Source organism: Dyella sp. Tek66A03 (assembly GCF_052567735.1).
In genome coordinates this window covers 1,006,633-1,022,242 of sequence record NZ_CP199584.1, presented here as the reverse complement: position 1 = coordinate 1,022,242, position 15,610 = coordinate 1,006,633, and the positions used below count along the sequence as shown (strand labels likewise).

The following is a 15,610-nucleotide window of genomic DNA, read 5'->3' as shown; positions in this document are numbered from 1 at the left end:
AAAGGTTGAAGCCTCATGACCATGACTTCCGTCATGGTCAACCAGTTTCCCCCAAGCCACGTTTGTCATCACAACCCATCGTGGAGACTGGACACCATGCAGCGCAAGACTCTGCTCGCTTCCGCCCTGGCCATGCTCATCGCCGGCTCGACATCCGTGGTCGTGGCCCAGGACGTCGCTCCGGGCGTGCCTCCGCCGTCCGCGCAGAAGACTCGTCCAGCGGCCCCGTCCATGGGCGACGACGGTCATCGCGGCCCCAGGAGTGGCTCCGATTTCGGTGGTCCCAGCTTTGGAGGTCCTGGCGCGGCGGTGATCGCCGACCTGCACGCACTGGAACGCCTCTACTTGATGACCGGCCGCGCCAAGGAACTGCCTGCGCTCTACAACGAGGTGCTCGCCAAGTCGCAGGATCCGGCCGTGCACACCTACGTCTATCACCACCTGGCCCGCGCCCAGATGGCGCCGAGCAACCCGGAGCAGGCCATCGCCACGCTGCGCAAGAGCCTCGACGAAAACCTCGCCAACGAGGCCAAGCGACGTGCCGAATTCGAGAAGATGCGCGGCGACTGGCAGGAACATCACGGCACGACGAAGCCGGGCGCTGCGCCCGCGACACAGCCATAACTACAATAAGAACTTGACGCAGCCGTTATTGGCCGCGTCCTATCCTGAGGCACGGGAACCCCAGAACCCGTGCCTCCTTTTTCTCTCTGCGGCGAGCAGGTGCTTCGAGCCAGTTGCGCTTACCCTGCAACCTCGTCTCGCTTAGCCTGCCGCCAAAGCGCTTCCTGTTCGGCCAGATCGCGCTGCGCCAAAGGCTGGCCCTGCGCGTGCGACAACTGCTCCATGCTGCGGAAGCGTCGCTCGAACTTCGCATTGGCATGACGCATGGCTTGGGAAAAATCCACGCCGGCATGCCGCGCCAGATTCACCATCACGAACAACACGTCGCCGATCTCGTCCTGCAGGCGCTGGGCGTCGCGTCCGTCGGCGAACTCGGCGCGCACTTCATCCACCTCTTCGAGCAGCTTGTCGATGACCGGCTGCTCGTCCGGCCAATCGAAGCCGACGCGCGCTGCGCGCTCCTGCAACTTCAGTGCACGCTTCCATTCAGGCAGCCCGCGGGAGACACCCGCCAGGGCGCTGTCGTCATGCTGCTCGCCCTTGGCCGCCCGTTCGGCCGCCTTGATCGCGTCCCAGGCCTGGGTCTGCGCCTCGACATTCGCGTAAGTCTCATCGCCGAACACATGCGGGTGACGGCGCACCATCTTGTCGCTGATGGCATGCGCAACATCGGTGAAATCGAACAGCCCGGCCTCTTTGGCCATCTGGGCGTGAAAGACGACCTGCAGCAGCAGATCGCCCAGCTCATCGCGCAAATCGTGCCAGTCCTGGCGATCGATCGCGTCGGCCACCTCGTAGGCCTCTTCGATCGTGTACGGCGCGATGGTGGCAAAGCTCTGCTGCACGTCCCAGGGACAACCATGCTGCGGATCGCGCAGACGCACCATGATCGCGAGCAGATCGTCGAGACTGTGGCGCGGATTCCCGCTCATGAGGCTTCCATGTCGGCGGCCAGCAGGCGCGCCTTCCAGTCGACGGAAGCGTCACCGACGGCAATGAACTCAGGATTGAGCAGCGAATCGCGGCCGTTGTAGCGAAGGGGCTCGCCGGTGAGATCGAGCACCGCGCCGCCCGCTTCCTCGAGCACGGCCTGCGCGGCGGCGGTATCCCATTCGCTGGTCGCACCGCGACGCAGATAGACGTCCGCCGCGCCACGCGCCAGCAAGCAGAACTTCAACGACGATCCGAGCGGCATGGAGCTGTAGTCATCGCCAATCAGCTGCGGCAGTAAGGCGGCGCCGGCACCCCCATGGGAGCGACTGCCCGCCACCGTCGGCGGCTGCGCCATGGCGCGCGTAGCGATGCGCCGCCAGGCCGCATGGGCGTCTTGCTGCATCCAGGCCCCCTGCCCGCGCGCAGCGGCATACAGTTCGCCGGTCACGGGCGCCAGCACCACCCCGAGTACCGGTTGATGATCTTCGATCAGGGCGATGTTGACGGTGAACTCGCCGTTGCGCTTGATGAACTCGCGCGTGCCGTCGAGCGGGTCGACCAGCCAGTAGCGACGCCACTCGCGTCGCTGCAGCCAGGGCAGCGTGCGCGCTTCCTCGGATATCACCGGAAGCACGGTGTCGAGCTGAGCCAATCCCGCGACTATCACCTGCTGCGCGGCGAGGTCCGCCGCCGTTACTGGCGAATGATCGTCCTTACGCTGCACTTCGAAGTCATCGCGGTAGACCAGCAGGATCGCCTCGGCGGCATCGCGGGCGATCGTCGAAATCTGCTGCAGGAGGGTGGAAAAGGTTGGGGGGCTCATATCGGTTGAATCATGTCGGCTGAATCATGTTGGTTGAAAGCGGCCAGCAAGGTATTCGCGCGCCATGAACAGGGCGGCGATGGAGCGCCCTTCGGTCACATCGTCGCGTGCAATCAAGGTATGCAGATCGGCGAGTTTCCACGGCACCACTTCAAGCTCTTCCGGCTCGTCGCCTTCCAGGCGCTCGGGGTAGAGATCCTGCGCCAGTACCACGTGCGCCATATGCGTCATGTACGACGGCGACAGCGACAGGTTGTGCAGGATCTTCAATTTGCGTGCGCCAAAACCGATCTCTTCCTTCAGTTCACGATCGGCGCCCTGCTCCGCGGTTTCATCGCGATCGAGGCGCCCCTTGGGCAGGCCCAGTTCGTAGCGCCCTACGCCCGCGCCGTACTCGCGAACCAGCAGGACGGTGTCCTCGTCCTGCATCGGCACGATGATGACGGCGCCCAGGCCGCCGCCCTTCAAGCGTTCATAGATCCGGCGCTCGCCGTTGGAAAATTCAAGATCGAGCTGCTCGACATGCAGGAAATGGCTGTCGTGCACGTCCCGGGTGGCATGGATGATCGGTGGCTTGCGCATCGGCGCATTCTATCCCTTGAGCGCCCGACGCAGACGCGCCAGGGCAAGTTCATGGAGGGCGGGCGTGCCCGCGAGCACGCTGCGTGAATCCAGCGTCAATGCCTGGCCATCCAGGTCCGTGAAGATGCCGCCCGCTTCACGCACGATCACCGCCAGGGCGGCGACATCGAGGATGCTCACGTCCGACTCCAGCACCAAGTCCAGGCCGCCACGCGCCAGCAGGTGGTAGTGACAGAAATCGCCATAGCCGCGAATGCGGTTGCTCTCTCGAATCAAGGCACCCAGCTCCGCCCAGCGGGCATCGGCGGTGAGCGACTTGATGTTGCCGGTGGAGATGGCCGCGTGGGCCAGCTCCGTCGTGGCAGCCACATGCACGCGCTGGCCCTCGAACCAGCTGCCGCCGCCGCTGCTGGCCCACATGGTCTCGCCATAGATCGGGGCACTGGACACGCCGAGCACCAGTTCACCATGGTGCATCAGCGCGATCTGGGTGGAAAAAAACGGCGTGCGTCGTACGAAGCTCTTGGTGCCATCGAGCGGGTCGACCATCCACAGCAGCTCGTGGACACCGTCGTCGCGACCGAACTCCTCGCCGTAGATGGCCGCTTCAGGCAAGGCTTTTTGCAGCACCTTGCGGATCACCAGTTCGGCCTCGCGATCGGCCACGGTAACCGGCGTATCGTCGCTCTTCAGCTCGACCTCGACGCCACGCTTCCAGTAGTGCCGCAATACCTCGGCGGCGGCCTGCGCGGCCTCGCGCGCAGCCTCCAGTGCGTGCGACAGGTTCAATCCACTCATCGTGTCCCCTCTGGCATGGCGGCCGCGAGACCGCCACTGTAATGGATATGCGTCTTGCCGCCGGCGTCGGTGGGACCCAACCCGGCCAACCAGCGCTGCAACGCGGGATTCGGCTCGCGTGGCGCCGCCGTTGCCGTGAGACGGCGGGCCAACGGACTCAGCTGAAACCGGCCATCGATACGCAGCGGACCGCTGCCATCGTCCTGCACGTGTCCAGCCAGCACCCCTGCGCTCCCCTGCACGCTGATCAGCAGATTGCCGAGCGCCACGTTGCCGTTTCGTGGTGTAAGCAAGCCGGCGTTTTCCCATCGCACCCGGGCATCCAGTTCCTGCGGCCAGCCACCATGCAGTTGCACGCGTTCCGCATCGACGCGTATGACACCGCGCGGCTGTCCTATTGGCAGCATCGGCAGCGGACCAAGCAACCCCAAATCGGCACGCAAATGGACGTCCATCCAGGTCGCCTCAGCGGCACTCGGCCCGACCATGCGCCCGGCAAAATCCATCCGTGTGCCATGTAGATTCAGCTGTAACCGGGTCTCACCAAGCAGGGCGCGCCGCGATAGCCGCCAGCTCACACGACCCAGATCCTCGCCCTTGGCAGACAGCACCTGGCCCGCCCGCCCGTCCCACAGCAAGCCACTCACTTGCTGCAGGCGAACGGCAGGCAGCCGAGCAGCGAGCATGGGCACGGCCCAGCTTGCGGGAAGGAACCACAGCAGTCCAAAACCGATCAAGAGCACGGCCAACAGGCCGATCCATACAGCTCGCCAACGCTTCAAACCGACTCCCGCAGTGCTTGCAAGACTTGAGTGAGTACGCTCCAAACCCCGATCATAGCCGCATGAATACCTCTCCCGCTGTCGATTCCCTGGTGCGCCGCGACCTGGGCCACCTGTGGCACCCCTGCACCCAGATGCAGGATCACGAAACGGTACCCATGGTGCCCATCGCCCGCGGCGACGGCGCCTGGCTGATCGGCACGGACGGCCGCCGCTATCTGGACGGCATCAGTTCGTGGTGGACCAATATCTTTGGCCACGCCAATCCGCGACTCGCTGCTGCGCTTGCCGAGCAGGCGCGCACGCTGGAGCACGTGATCTTCGCCGGCTTCACCCACGAACCTGCGGTGGCGTTGGCCGAAGCACTGGTGCGTGTCACGCCACCGGGCCTCGAACGCGTGTTCTACGCCGACAATGGCTCGGCGGCGATCGAAGTGGCGCTGAAAATGAGCTTCCACTATTGGCTCAACCAGGGGCATGGCGAGAAGACGCGCTTTATCGCACTGACCGGCAGCTATCACGGCGAAACGCTGGGCGCGCTGTCAGTCAGCGATGTGGCGCTGTATCGCAAGACTTATGCACCGTTGCTGCTGACGCCCATCCTCGCCCCATCGCCGGATGCCTACGATGCCGAACCCGGGGAAAGCGCTACCGAAGTCGCCCGGCGGCGGCTCGGCGACATGCGGCATGTGCTGGAGCGACATGCCCACGAGGTCTGTGCCGTCATCGTCGAGCCGCTGGTGCAATGTGCGGGTGGCATGCGCATGTATCACCCGGACTACCTGAGCGGCCTGCGCGCGCTGTGCGACGAGTTCAACGTGCATTTCATCGCGGACGAAATCGCGGTCGGCTTCGGTCGCACCGGCACCCTGTTCGCCTGCGAGCAGGCGCAGGTAACGCCTGATTTCATGTGCCTGTCCAAGGGACTTACTGGCGGCTTCCTGCCGCTGTCCGCGGTGCTCACCACGACACGGGTTTATGCAGCGTTCTATGCCGAATACAGCGCCGGCAAGGCCTTCCTGCATTCGCATAGCTATACCGGCAACCCGCTGGCCTGCCGCGTGGCGCTGGAAACCCTGAACATCTTCCGCGACGAGCCGGTGCTATCACGCAATCGCGCGCTGGCGGCCCACCTGGGCGCCAGGCTGGCGCCGTTGAGGGATCACCCGCACGTGGCGGATGTGCGTCAGACCGGCATGATCGCCGCCGTCGAACTCGTGGCGGACAAAGCCACTCGACGCCCTTTCCCGGCCGGCGAGCGACGTGGTCTGCGCGTCTATCTGCACGCTCTGGAGCACAGCGCCGTGCTGCGCCCGCTTGGTGACGTCATCTACTTCATGCCGCCCTATGTCGTCACGACGCAGGAGATCGACCATCTAGTCGACGTGGCGATGCGTGGAATCGATATCGCCGTGGCGGGCTGATCGCCTCGCCACGGTCATTGGGCCCGTCAGTGGCCGCGCACCGTCACGGCGGGATCCAGCATTTGCAGGGCCGGCCCCAAAGTGGGCTGGCCGGTGCGGTCGATATCGTCCTTGCTGTAACTGCGACCCGGTGCTCCCGTGAGGCAAGTTCCCGGCTTGGTCGGAATCAGGCTGCCGGTGGTTTGGAGGCAATTGCGATCGCCCGGTTTGAGTACCTGTCGACGCGCCGCCGCCGGCGTGGCCGCGTTGTTCTGTGCGTCGGCAACGCTCTGCATGGAGGCGTTGGTGGACGCCGGTGGCGCAGCGTCCTGCGCAAAGGCCGCCGTGGCGGCACCCAGGGCAACCAGCGAGGCAATCAGGGCATGATTGATAAGGGCATGGCTGGTTCTGAACATGGTCTCCACCTCCTTAAGGCAAGGACGATCAAGTGCATGCTGCGCCTGCGTGGACAGCCGCGCAACGTTCTGTCGCCAGCACCTCGCGTCCATTCAGGTTTCGCCTGGGAGGGCGCTAGGACCGGTCCTTCGTCCGTTATGCTGACGATTCCTTCGTAGCCAAAACGTTTCATGCGCACTATTCGCATACATATTGATCAAGCGCTGACCGTGGGCAGTGAGCTGGCCCTGCCGCAGCAGGCCGGGGAACATGTGACGCGCGTGCTACGGCTGGTCGTTGGCGATGCGATCACGCTGTTCAACGGCGACGGCAGCGACTACCCCTCGGTGATCCTCAGCGTCGGCAAGCGCGAAGTAACCGCCCAGATACGCTCGTCGCAAGCCCTGGACAACGAGTCTTCGCTGCGGCTGACCTTGGCGCAAGGCGTGGCCCGCGGCGAGAAAATGGACCTGATCGTGCAAAAGGCCACGGAACTCGGGGTTGCCCGCATCGTGCCCCTGCTTACCGAACGCTCGGAGGTGAAGCTGGATGCCAGCCGCGCCGAAAAGCGCCTGGCACACTGGCGCGCCGTGGCGGCCAGCGCCTGCGAACAATGCGGTCGCGCCCGCGTGCCTGAGGTAGTGCCCGCCATCGGGCTCGACACTTGGCTACGGGAACTGCCCAGCGACGACACCTTGCGTCTCGCCCTGCTGCCGGAAGGCACCCAGCAAGCAGGCGCGCTTCGCTTCACGCCGGCCGGCGGCGTGCTCGTGGTAGGACCGGAAGGTGGCTTGGGCAGTCGCGACGTCGCCTCGCTTGCCGAGGCGGGTTTCCACGGACTGCGCCTGGGCCCGCGTATCTTGCGTACGGAGACCGCCGGACTCGCCGCCCTGGCAGCCTTGCAGGCGCTGCACGGCGACCTGTAGCCGCCTCGCCCCGCAGCGCCAGCGATCAGCTCGCCAGCGCGAGCAGGTCGATCAGTTCGGCTTCGATGCCTTCCAGATCCGGGATCACAGCGACGTCGTCACGCACCAGGACCTGCGCCCGTACGCCGGGCGGCAACGGCGCGCCATCGTGCGTGGGAATGATCAGTTCGGCGTTGAGCGTGGTCAGACGCGGGAAGCCCTGCGTGATGACCGCCACGAACGGCAGGTCGGCATGACCGCCCAAGGCTTTCAGCACGGCCACGCGCACGGCTTGTTCGCTGTCGCCCTCACTCACCCCGGCGAGCTTGGTGAACGACAGCAACGGCACGCGCCAGCCACGCCACGCGATGCGACCCAGCAACCAGGGCGGCGCACCTTCGACCGGCTCGGAAGCGGGCAAGGTAATGACTTCGGCCACGGTGGCATTGGGCAACAGCAAACGCAGGTTGCCTACGGGCACCAGGACACAACGGATTTCGCGAGGTAGCGGTAGCTCACTCATCGCCGGCTCTCCATGGACATCTCCTCGATCAGGCGCGCCGCCAATTCAGCGGGCGTGCCGGAATAGCTGTTAAGGCGCTCGGCTTCGACGCCATGCACCATATCGGCGAAATGCCCTTCGGATGACGCTTCCACCCAGACCCGACCACCACGGTCATGAATGGCCTGACAGCCGCCCACGGCATCATTCGCCTGGCCGGCAAATACAATCGCTTGCGCATTGCGACCAAAGACATTGGCCACCATGGTGAAGCTGGCATCGATCAGGGAGCTCTGCACGGCCTGCGCTTCCAGCGGCTGCAGCTCGATGAGGCCGTCGCGATACACGCGCGCCTGCTGATCGCCCGGTACAACCAACACTTCGCCAACACGTGCACGCGCGCCATGTGCCGCCAAGCGCACGGGCAACCGACTGTGCTGGGCCAACAATTGTACCTGTTCGTCCGCCGACTTGCCGCCCAGATGCTGGACGTGCAGCACGGCCATGCGCAAATGGGACGGCAGCAGCGACAGGAACGTGCAGACGGCCTCGGTACTGTCGGATGCCGCGCCGAGCACGAGCATGCGCCCAATGGCGGTATCGAGATCGGAAAGCAGCATTTCGTGCCCGCCTTCATAAGCTTGCGGAGCAATGGCTTCCTCGATCGATACCAGTTCCAGGCTCAAACCCAGCTCCATGGCCGTCTCGTCATCAGCGCCACCTTCCGGTGCGAGGAAATCAGCCGCGCTGAGCTTCTCGATGCCAAATTCCGACGGTCGCGCCGGGGCCTGCTCGGTCTGCGGTTCGTCCTCCACCAAGGCCCAGCTCGACGCCGCCGTCACGACGGACTCGCGGGCTGTTTCGGCGACCGTGGCTGTCACCGCAAGCACCGGCGCAACGAACGATTCGTCCAGCGGGGCCAAGGATAAATGATCGAGCTGGAAGGACGGCATGGCCACCACGGCGGCCTCCTTGGCCATCGGCTCGAACTCGACTGGGGCGGGGCCTTGCGTCATCAAAGCGTCTACGCCGAAATGCCCGTCATGCAACGGGGGCAGCTCGTCTTCCGCGCTGAACTTCAGTCCCGCGCCAAAATCGTCTACCTCGGACAGCCCGTCGCCGGCAGCCAGCAAGGCCTCGAGCTCAGCCGCCAGCGTCTCGGACACGGCGGCCGTGTTGCTGCTCGCCATTGCCACAGGTTCATGGGAATACACCGGCGTAGCGGTATCGACGGGCGCATCCAGCGGATGCGCCGCGACGGATACGGCAGTCGCCTGCGCTGCAGCGAGCTCGATGCCCACGGCCTCGTCGCTCGCTGCCGAAGGCGTAGCCTCCGCGACCGCAAGCACGAGGGGCGCATCCAGCGGGCGCGGCGGGTCGAGATCGCCTTGCGCCATCACCTTCACGGCGAGATGACGGGCCCAACGGGCGCGATCCCATCCGTCCAGCTTGCGACTGGCCTGGGCATCGTTGAACACGACCCGCGGCCGATCGCCGTCGAGCAGGTCATAAAGCCGATCGAGATCGTCGTCGGCATCCTCGTCCAGATTCACCACCAGCACTTCGGCACCGGTGTGGTCGAGCATCGCGCGACTGAAGGTGGAAAGCGCTCCCTCGTGGACAATCCGGGCGCCGCGCTCATGCAGCGCATCACGCAACTGACCGCCCAGTTCCCGGTCGTCGAACAGCAAGGCGACTGCGGTGGCCGATTCAGCCATTGAACGACTCCGTGGTCCGCTGCTCGAGCACTTCACCAATCTGAATCAGCAGTTCGGCCTCCTGATACGGCTTGCCGAGGTAGCGGTCGACGCCGATGTCGAAGGCACGTTGGCGGTGTTTGTCGCCGGTACGCGAGGTGATCATGATGATAGGCACATCGCGGAAACGCGGGTCGGCCTTCATGTGCGTGGCCAGCTCGTAACCGTCCATGCGCGGCATTTCGATGTCGAGCAGCATCAGGTCGGGCACGCGTTCATGCAGCCGTTCGATCGCGTCGACACCGTCCTTGGCCGTGCAGACTTCGTATTCGTGACGCTCCAGTACGCGACTGGTGACTTTGCGCATGGTGATGGAGTCATCGACCACCATGACCAGCGGACGCACGCGAACCTCTTCCACCACCGGCGCCTGCACGGCGCTGAGCCCCTCTTCCAGACGCTGCTGACGGCGTGCCACCCCGTGGCGGACCAGCGGTGCGAGATCAAGAATGATCAAAACCGAGCCGTCACCCATGATGGTGGCGCCGAGAATGCCGGGGACCGAACTGATTTGCGGGCCAACCGACTTCACCACGATTTCGCGCGAACCGATCACAGCGTCGATGCGAATGGCGGCGCGCAGATCACCGGAGCGGGTCAACAACAACGGCAGCTGATCTTCGTCACCGGTGTAACCGCTCACGATGCCGAGAAGTTCGGACAGGTCGTGGATGCTGTACTCGTCTCCGCCGTACGGGAACGATGGCTCGGCATCGCCCAGACGCTCCGTCAGTTCGGCCGGGGTGATGCGCGCCACGCCCTGCACCGAGGTCATCGGAATGGCGAAATTGGCTTCGCCAATACGCACCAGGATGGCTTGCGTGACGGCCAGCGTGAACGGAAGGCGCAGCACGAAGGTGGAGCCTTCGCCGGCCTTCGATTCGATCGATAGCGAACCACCGAGCTGCTTGATCTCGTTCGCCACCACGTCCATGCCCACGCCGCGACCGGCCAACTGGGTGACCTTGCTGGCGGTGGAAAAGCCTGGTTGCGTGATCAGCGCAAGCAGCTGATCGTCACTGAGCCTGGCGTCGGCGCGCACCAGACCACGCTCGATGGCGCGCTTGCGAATCGCATCGCGATCAAGCCCGCGGCCGTCGTCACTGACGCGCACGACGACTTCGGTCGCCTCGCGCGCCACGCGGATGCGCACGGCACCTTCGGCCGGCTTGCCCGCCTTGCGCCGTTCGGCCGGCGACTCGATGCCGTGGGCCACGGCGTTGCGCAACATGTGCTCGAACGGCGCCTTGATGCGGTCGAGCAGGTTGCGATCCATTTCGCCATGCGCACCCTCCACATAGAGCTGCGCACTCTTGCCCTCCTCCTGTGCTGCCTGACGCAGCGTGCGGCGGAGGTTGGGCACCATGGTGTCGAATGGCAGCATGCGCGTACGCAGCAAACCTTCCTGCAGCTCGGAGCTGACACGCGACTGCTGGATCAGCAGCGTCTCGGCCTGACGCGTCAGGTCGTCGAGCATGCCCTGAATGGACACCAAGTCGGAGACCGACTCGGCCAGTGCGCGCGAATACTGCTGCAACTGCGAGAAGCGATCGAGTTCGAGCGGATCGAACACCGACAATCCGCCCTCGCGATGTTCGCGCTGGAAACGCGCGATGATCTGCGCTTCCGTTTCGATTTCGAGCATGCGCAGCTGGCTGCGCAGACGCTGCACCGTCTGATCGAGCTCGACCAGGTTGAAGCGATAGCCCGCAACCTGCTGTTCCAGGCGCGAGCGGTAGATCGCCACCTCACCGGCGTGGTTTACCAGCGTGTCGAGCAGTTCGGCGCGTACGCGGATCTGCTCCTGCGGCGCACCGGCAACCTCTTCGCGCTCTTCCGGCAGCAGCTCGGGCAGCTTGGTGCGATCGGGGAATGCCAACACCGTCGCGCTCGTCTGCTCGACGGCCGCCGGCTCGACGCTGAGCGCCTCGGCCGTGACGGCCTCGCTGGCCGTGCCGCCAGCCATCGCCACGAAACGGTCGATCATGGCTTGCGGGTATTCGACCAAGCGGCCTTGCGCGACGCGTTGGACCATTTGATGCAGCTGGTCGAAGCCCGCTTCCAGCGCGGCGATCAGCTCGCCGATATGGGCCGACTCGGCATGCAGCGGTTTTTCCAGCGCCGTTTCGATGGCGTGGGTGAGATCGCCCACCGGCACCAGCCCGGCAATACGCGCACCACCCTTGAGCGTGTGCAGGTCGCGCTGCAGCTCGGCCACATGCTCGATCGCGCTTGGTGCCTCGCGCCACTGGGCGAGCACACCGTCCGAATGATCGAGAATCTCGCGCGCTTCCTCAATGAAGATTTCCAGCAGGTCAGGATCGATCTGGCTGGGCACAAGTACGTTTTCGCCCGTGACCTCGTGCTCTTCCAGCGGGGCAGTTTCGAGCTGCTCGGCCTCAACAGCAGGCTCTTGCTCGTCCGCAGGCGAGGCCATGCTCTCCTGCGTCTCGGCGGCTTCGCGCAACGAAGCGATGGGTTCGATCGGCGTCTCTTCGATGGGCGCCGGCGCATCCCCATGAGCGGCAACGACGTCAACCGGTGCCACGTCATCAGCGGCCACGACTTCATCGAGAGCAGCCGGTTCGGCCATCTCGATCGTGGAAGCGGCAACGGACGCATCGTCGAGCTCGAACGCCAGCGCCATCTCGTCGGCCGAGGTCAGCGCGACGTATTCTTCGTCGGCCTTGTCGACGCCCGGCGCCTCTTCGGCATCGGCTTCATCCAGCAGATCCGCATAGGCCTTGGCGAAGTCCTCCTCGTCCGAAGCGACCGAGGTCGCGTCGGGGGTGGCTTCCGCCGCAGGTGTGGCGTGCTCGCTGACGGGCAGATGCGCGTCAAGATCGAACTCGCCCAGGGCGGCCATCAATTCGTCGGCATAGGAATCGCCCGAGGGCTCATCCGCGGCGACGGTATGGCTGTGCACCGTCGTCCCCGACACACCAGACAGGGCCTCATCCAGCGAGGCGGCGAGCAGGTCTTCCCGCTCGGCGTCATTGGTTGGGCCGTCGCTATCGACGAGATCGTCGGCGTGCGGCTCAAACAACACATGGGCAACCTGCGGTTCCGGTTGACTGTCACGCAACTCGGCAATGCGCTGGATCAGTGCATCGATATTCGGCAACTGCGGCGCCGGCGCATCGAACTGCCCCATGACCTCATCCACGGCGTCGGCGCTGCGGCTAAGCAGATGCACGCCCTCAGTCGAAAGCGGTCGACCGGCGGCACGCAGACGCTTGAGCAGGCTTTCCAGTGGCGAAAGCAACTGGGTCAGCACCGGAATGTCGACCATCGCGATGGCGCCGTGCAGCGTATGCACGGCTCGCAACAGGCTGTCGTCGACGCGGAGCTCGCCATCGACGCGGTTGATCGCCGTGCGAATGGCTGCAAGGTACTGCGCGACTTCGCTGCGCAGGATCTCCAGCAACACCGGATCGATCGGCGGCATGACCGGAGCCTCGATCGTGTCGGCGAAATACTCGACCGGCGCGCTGGGTGCGGCCTCGATGCCGGCAAGACTGGCGGACGGAACGGCGGCGGCATCGATGCGCGGCACACGGCGGTGCACGACGCGGCGCACGCTCTCCATCGCGGCAGGCGCAATGTCGGCGATGCGCGCATCCTGCTGGCCCGCAGAAAGTCGCTCGGCCGTTTCCATGATGGCGCCCATCGGTGCCGTCGGTGCTCCTTCGCCCAGCAGCGCAACGCGCAGCTGCGGCAAGGCATCGATGGCGCCACTCACCACTTCCTGCACACCCGCGTTGGCCGGAATCGAATGATCCAGCACACGATTGAGCATGTTCTCCACCTTCCAGGCGAACTCGCCCAGCATGGTGGCGCCGACCAGTCGACCGGAACCCTTCAAGGTATGGAAGGAGCGCCGAATGGGCGTGAGTGCATCCAATTGCGCCGCATCGGCAAGCCAGGTCTGGCGGGCCGCATGCAAGCTATCGATTTCTTCCTGCATTTCCTCCAGGAAGATGTCGCGGATGTCGTCGTCGATCCCCGCCGTACTGGCCTGGAAGCCAGCTTCGGCCTGTGACATGCCTGCCACTGGCACCTGCTCGAAGATCTCTTCCTCGATCTCCATCCATTCGTCATCGCCGCCCTGCATGACTTCCTGCGGACCGAGATGTTCGGTATCCGCCAGGCGCATGCCGGTGATTTCGTGTTCCAGCGGTTGCGGCGTTTCGCTGTGACCGATAATCAGCCCGGACAAATCATCGCCATGGGCAAGACTGACGGTTTCCGTGAGTCCCGGCTGGTTGGCCAACGCTGCCGCCAGGGCGGCATCCGCCGCCTTGGCCACGTGCGCAGGCGCTTCGTCCAGGTCGTCCAGCGACGCGGCGCGCGCAGCCGGCGGCGGCCAATAGCCGAGCGTTCCCAGACTGTGCTCGGCCACGTCCAGGATGTGTTCCAGGCCACCGCGATGCTCGCGTGCGGCCTCAAGGTAATACTCCAGCGCGGCAAGCGCATCGGCGAGATGATCCATCTGCGCACTGCTGGGCACGCGTCGATCGGCCAGCAACTCGTTGCCGACAAAACGACCAATGCCTTCGGCCAGTTCGGCGGGGCGTGGCGCAGAAAGCATGCGCATGGCACCCGCCACTTCTTCCATCAGCGAGCCTACATCGGCCAGCTGCCTGGGCTGCCAGCCCGACTCGACATAGGCGACGATCGCTTCCTTCACCTTGCCGGTGTTGGCGGTAGCCTCGTGCATCAAGGTCGCCAGGATGTGGCGCGCCTCGCTGCGTGGCAGCATCGCGGTGCTGCCTTCAGGTGCCGGTTCTTCTTCCGCACCCAGGCTTTCGATGTGGTCGTCGAGCGATGCTTCCACATAAAGCAGCGCACCGGCGACGTCGAGCAACAGCTCTTCGTCGGCCGAGCGTACGCGGTTGGCGATTTCGTCCAGCACGCGACGCTGCTCGTTGACCACGCGCCGCGGCACGGCCAAGGCCAGCATGCCCAGCGTGTCACCCACGCGGTCCAGCACTTCGGTCTGACTCGCCAGCTGGGCCGGATCGGCATCGGTCTGGCGCAGGAACAGATCCAGCGCCTCCTTCACGCGCAGCAAGTCGTCCTTCAGCGCGCGCGCCACGGAATCGAGCAAGGCACGGTTGTGGCCGGACATGGAGCCGCGGGCGTGTTCCACCTCGCTCGCTTCCGGCAGCAGGGCGTCCAGCCCGTAGGTCTGACGCAGCAGCTCCATACGCGGACTGCCCGGCTTGACCTGGCCAGTCACGTACAGCAGCTTGCGCGCCAATTCATCGGAATCACTGCCACGCAGGCTGATCTCGCCATGCTCCACCAGTTGGCGGATGCTGCGATCGACCTTGCCAATCAGTTGGCGCACTTCGCTCGCTTGGTTCTTGAGCACGCCCTGTTGCACGCCTTCGAGAACGGCGGCCGCGATCCACCACAGTCGACGCCCAGGCACGCTCTGGCAGCGCGCCGTGATGGCATCCAAGGTCTGAATCATGCCCGTCAACTGCTGGTCGTTACCTTGTCCGCGGAACCAGGTCAACAACTGCTGCTGGAAGCGTAGCCGTAGGGCTGCCACTTCGCTGCGCTGACGCTCAACGGCGATGTCATGGGCCGGAGCGGGCGCCTGCGGCGGCAGCACCACGTCAAGATTGGGCGTAAAGAGGGCCGACTCGTGCAGCGCCTGCTGACCGCGACTGGAACGCAGGTCGTTGAGCAACGGCAGCAGCACCACCGGTACGTCGCGGTGACCGCCGGACAAGCGCTCGAGATAGTCGGGCAACTGCATGAGGCCACGCATCAGGGCCGCGTAAGCGTCCTCGCGATCGGCCACATGGTCCTCGAGCAGCGAGATGGTCAGTGTCTCCATCTCCTCGGCCACCATGGCGGCGCCGTAGAGCTCGACCATGCGCAGCGTGCCTTGCACCTGATGCAGGCTGTCGGCGCACGAACGCATGGCATCCCGGTCACCCGGATTGTCGACGTAGGACTCCAACGCCTCGCGGGCAAGCGCCAGCGTCTCGTCGAGCTCTGGCTTGACCCACTGCAGGGTGGTGAAATCGATGTGATCTTGAAGTCTCATGCGCCCCTCACTGCGGCCACGTAACGCTTTGTCACGCAACC

At 65.0% G+C, this 15,610-nt stretch carries 12 protein-coding genes; 3 read left to right on the top strand and 9 right to left on the bottom strand.

Translation table 11 applies throughout. The features are described 5' to 3' along the window. Window positions 1-96: 96 nt before the first annotated feature. Window positions 97-624, top strand: a complete 528-nt coding sequence (locus ACT01B_RS04480) for a hypothetical protein (protein WP_445146184.1) — start codon at window positions 97-99, stop codon at window positions 622-624. Window positions 625-743: 119 nt separating this feature from the next. Here the strand turns inward: ACT01B_RS04480 and mazG are convergent, their stop codons facing one another. The 5 genes from mazG to ACT01B_RS04455 are packed head-to-tail and all read right to left on the bottom strand — an operon-like array spanning window position 744 to window position 4,542. Next, window positions 744-1,556 (bottom strand): nucleoside triphosphate pyrophosphohydrolase, encoded by an 813-nt coding sequence (gene mazG / locus ACT01B_RS04475; RefSeq protein ID WP_445146183.1) that lies wholly within the window; start codon window positions 1,554-1,556, stop codon window positions 744-746. Then, window positions 1,553-2,380 carry a 3'(2'),5'-bisphosphate nucleotidase CysQ gene (gene cysQ, locus ACT01B_RS04470; RefSeq protein WP_445146182.1) on the bottom strand — a complete coding sequence of 276 codons (828 nt, stop codon included), beginning with the start codon at window positions 2,378-2,380 and terminating at the stop codon, window positions 1,553-1,555. Before cysQ ends, mazG begins: the two co-directional genes overlap by 4 nt. Window positions 2,381-2,404: 24 nt before the next feature. Continuing rightward, complete coding sequence (gene nudE, locus ACT01B_RS04465; RefSeq protein WP_445146181.1) at window positions 2,405-2,962, bottom strand: ADP compounds hydrolase NudE; 558 nt, start codon at window positions 2,960-2,962, stop codon at window positions 2,405-2,407. Between the two features lie 9 nt (window positions 2,963-2,971). Further along, on the bottom strand, window positions 2,972-3,760 hold the full coding sequence (locus tag ACT01B_RS04460) for an inositol monophosphatase family protein (RefSeq protein WP_445146180.1): 789 nt from the start codon (window positions 3,758-3,760) through the stop codon (window positions 2,972-2,974). Further along, a complete protein-coding gene (locus tag ACT01B_RS04455) occupies window positions 3,757-4,542 on the bottom strand; it encodes a type II secretion system protein N (RefSeq protein ID WP_445146179.1) in 786 nt (261 codons plus the stop codon). The genes ACT01B_RS04460 and ACT01B_RS04455 overlap by 4 nt, the downstream gene beginning before the upstream one ends. Before the next feature lie 62 nt (window positions 4,543-4,604). Between ACT01B_RS04455 and ACT01B_RS04450 the strand changes: the two genes are divergently transcribed. Then, window positions 4,605-5,966 carry an adenosylmethionine--8-amino-7-oxononanoate transaminase gene (locus tag ACT01B_RS04450; RefSeq protein ID WP_445146178.1) on the top strand — a complete coding sequence of 454 codons (1,362 nt, stop codon included), beginning with the start codon at window positions 4,605-4,607 and terminating at the stop codon, window positions 5,964-5,966. 26 nt (window positions 5,967-5,992) lie between these two features. On the opposite strand, the gene ACT01B_RS04445 is transcribed toward ACT01B_RS04450, so the two are convergent. After that, window positions 5,993-6,361, bottom strand: a complete 369-nt coding sequence (locus ACT01B_RS04445) for a hypothetical protein (RefSeq protein ID WP_445146177.1) — start codon at window positions 6,359-6,361, stop codon at window positions 5,993-5,995. A gap of 171 nt (window positions 6,362-6,532) precedes the next feature. Between ACT01B_RS04445 and ACT01B_RS04440 the strand changes: the two genes are divergently transcribed. Beyond that, a complete protein-coding gene (locus ACT01B_RS04440; protein WP_445146176.1) occupies window positions 6,533-7,267 on the top strand; it encodes a 16S rRNA (uracil(1498)-N(3))-methyltransferase in 735 nt (244 codons plus the stop codon). 25 nt (window positions 7,268-7,292) lie between these two features. Here the strand turns inward: ACT01B_RS04440 and ACT01B_RS04435 are convergent, their stop codons facing one another. Genes ACT01B_RS04435 through ACT01B_RS04425 form a run of 3 tightly spaced genes read right to left on the bottom strand, consistent with a single transcriptional unit; the run spans window position 7,293 to window position 15,569 of the window. After that, window positions 7,293-7,769: a chemotaxis protein CheW gene (locus tag ACT01B_RS04435; RefSeq protein WP_445146175.1), complete on the bottom strand. Its 477-nt coding sequence runs from the start codon at window positions 7,767-7,769 to the stop codon at window positions 7,293-7,295. Beyond that, window positions 7,766-9,466 (bottom strand): chemotaxis protein CheB, encoded by a 1,701-nt coding sequence (locus ACT01B_RS04430; RefSeq protein WP_445146174.1) that lies wholly within the window; start codon window positions 9,464-9,466, stop codon window positions 7,766-7,768. Before ACT01B_RS04430 ends, ACT01B_RS04435 begins: the two co-directional genes overlap by 4 nt. Continuing rightward, window positions 9,459-15,569 (bottom strand): Hpt domain-containing protein, encoded by a 6,111-nt coding sequence (locus ACT01B_RS04425; RefSeq protein ID WP_445146173.1) that lies wholly within the window; start codon window positions 15,567-15,569, stop codon window positions 9,459-9,461. The genes ACT01B_RS04430 and ACT01B_RS04425 overlap by 8 nt, the downstream gene beginning before the upstream one ends. Window positions 15,570-15,610 lie beyond the last annotated feature (41 nt).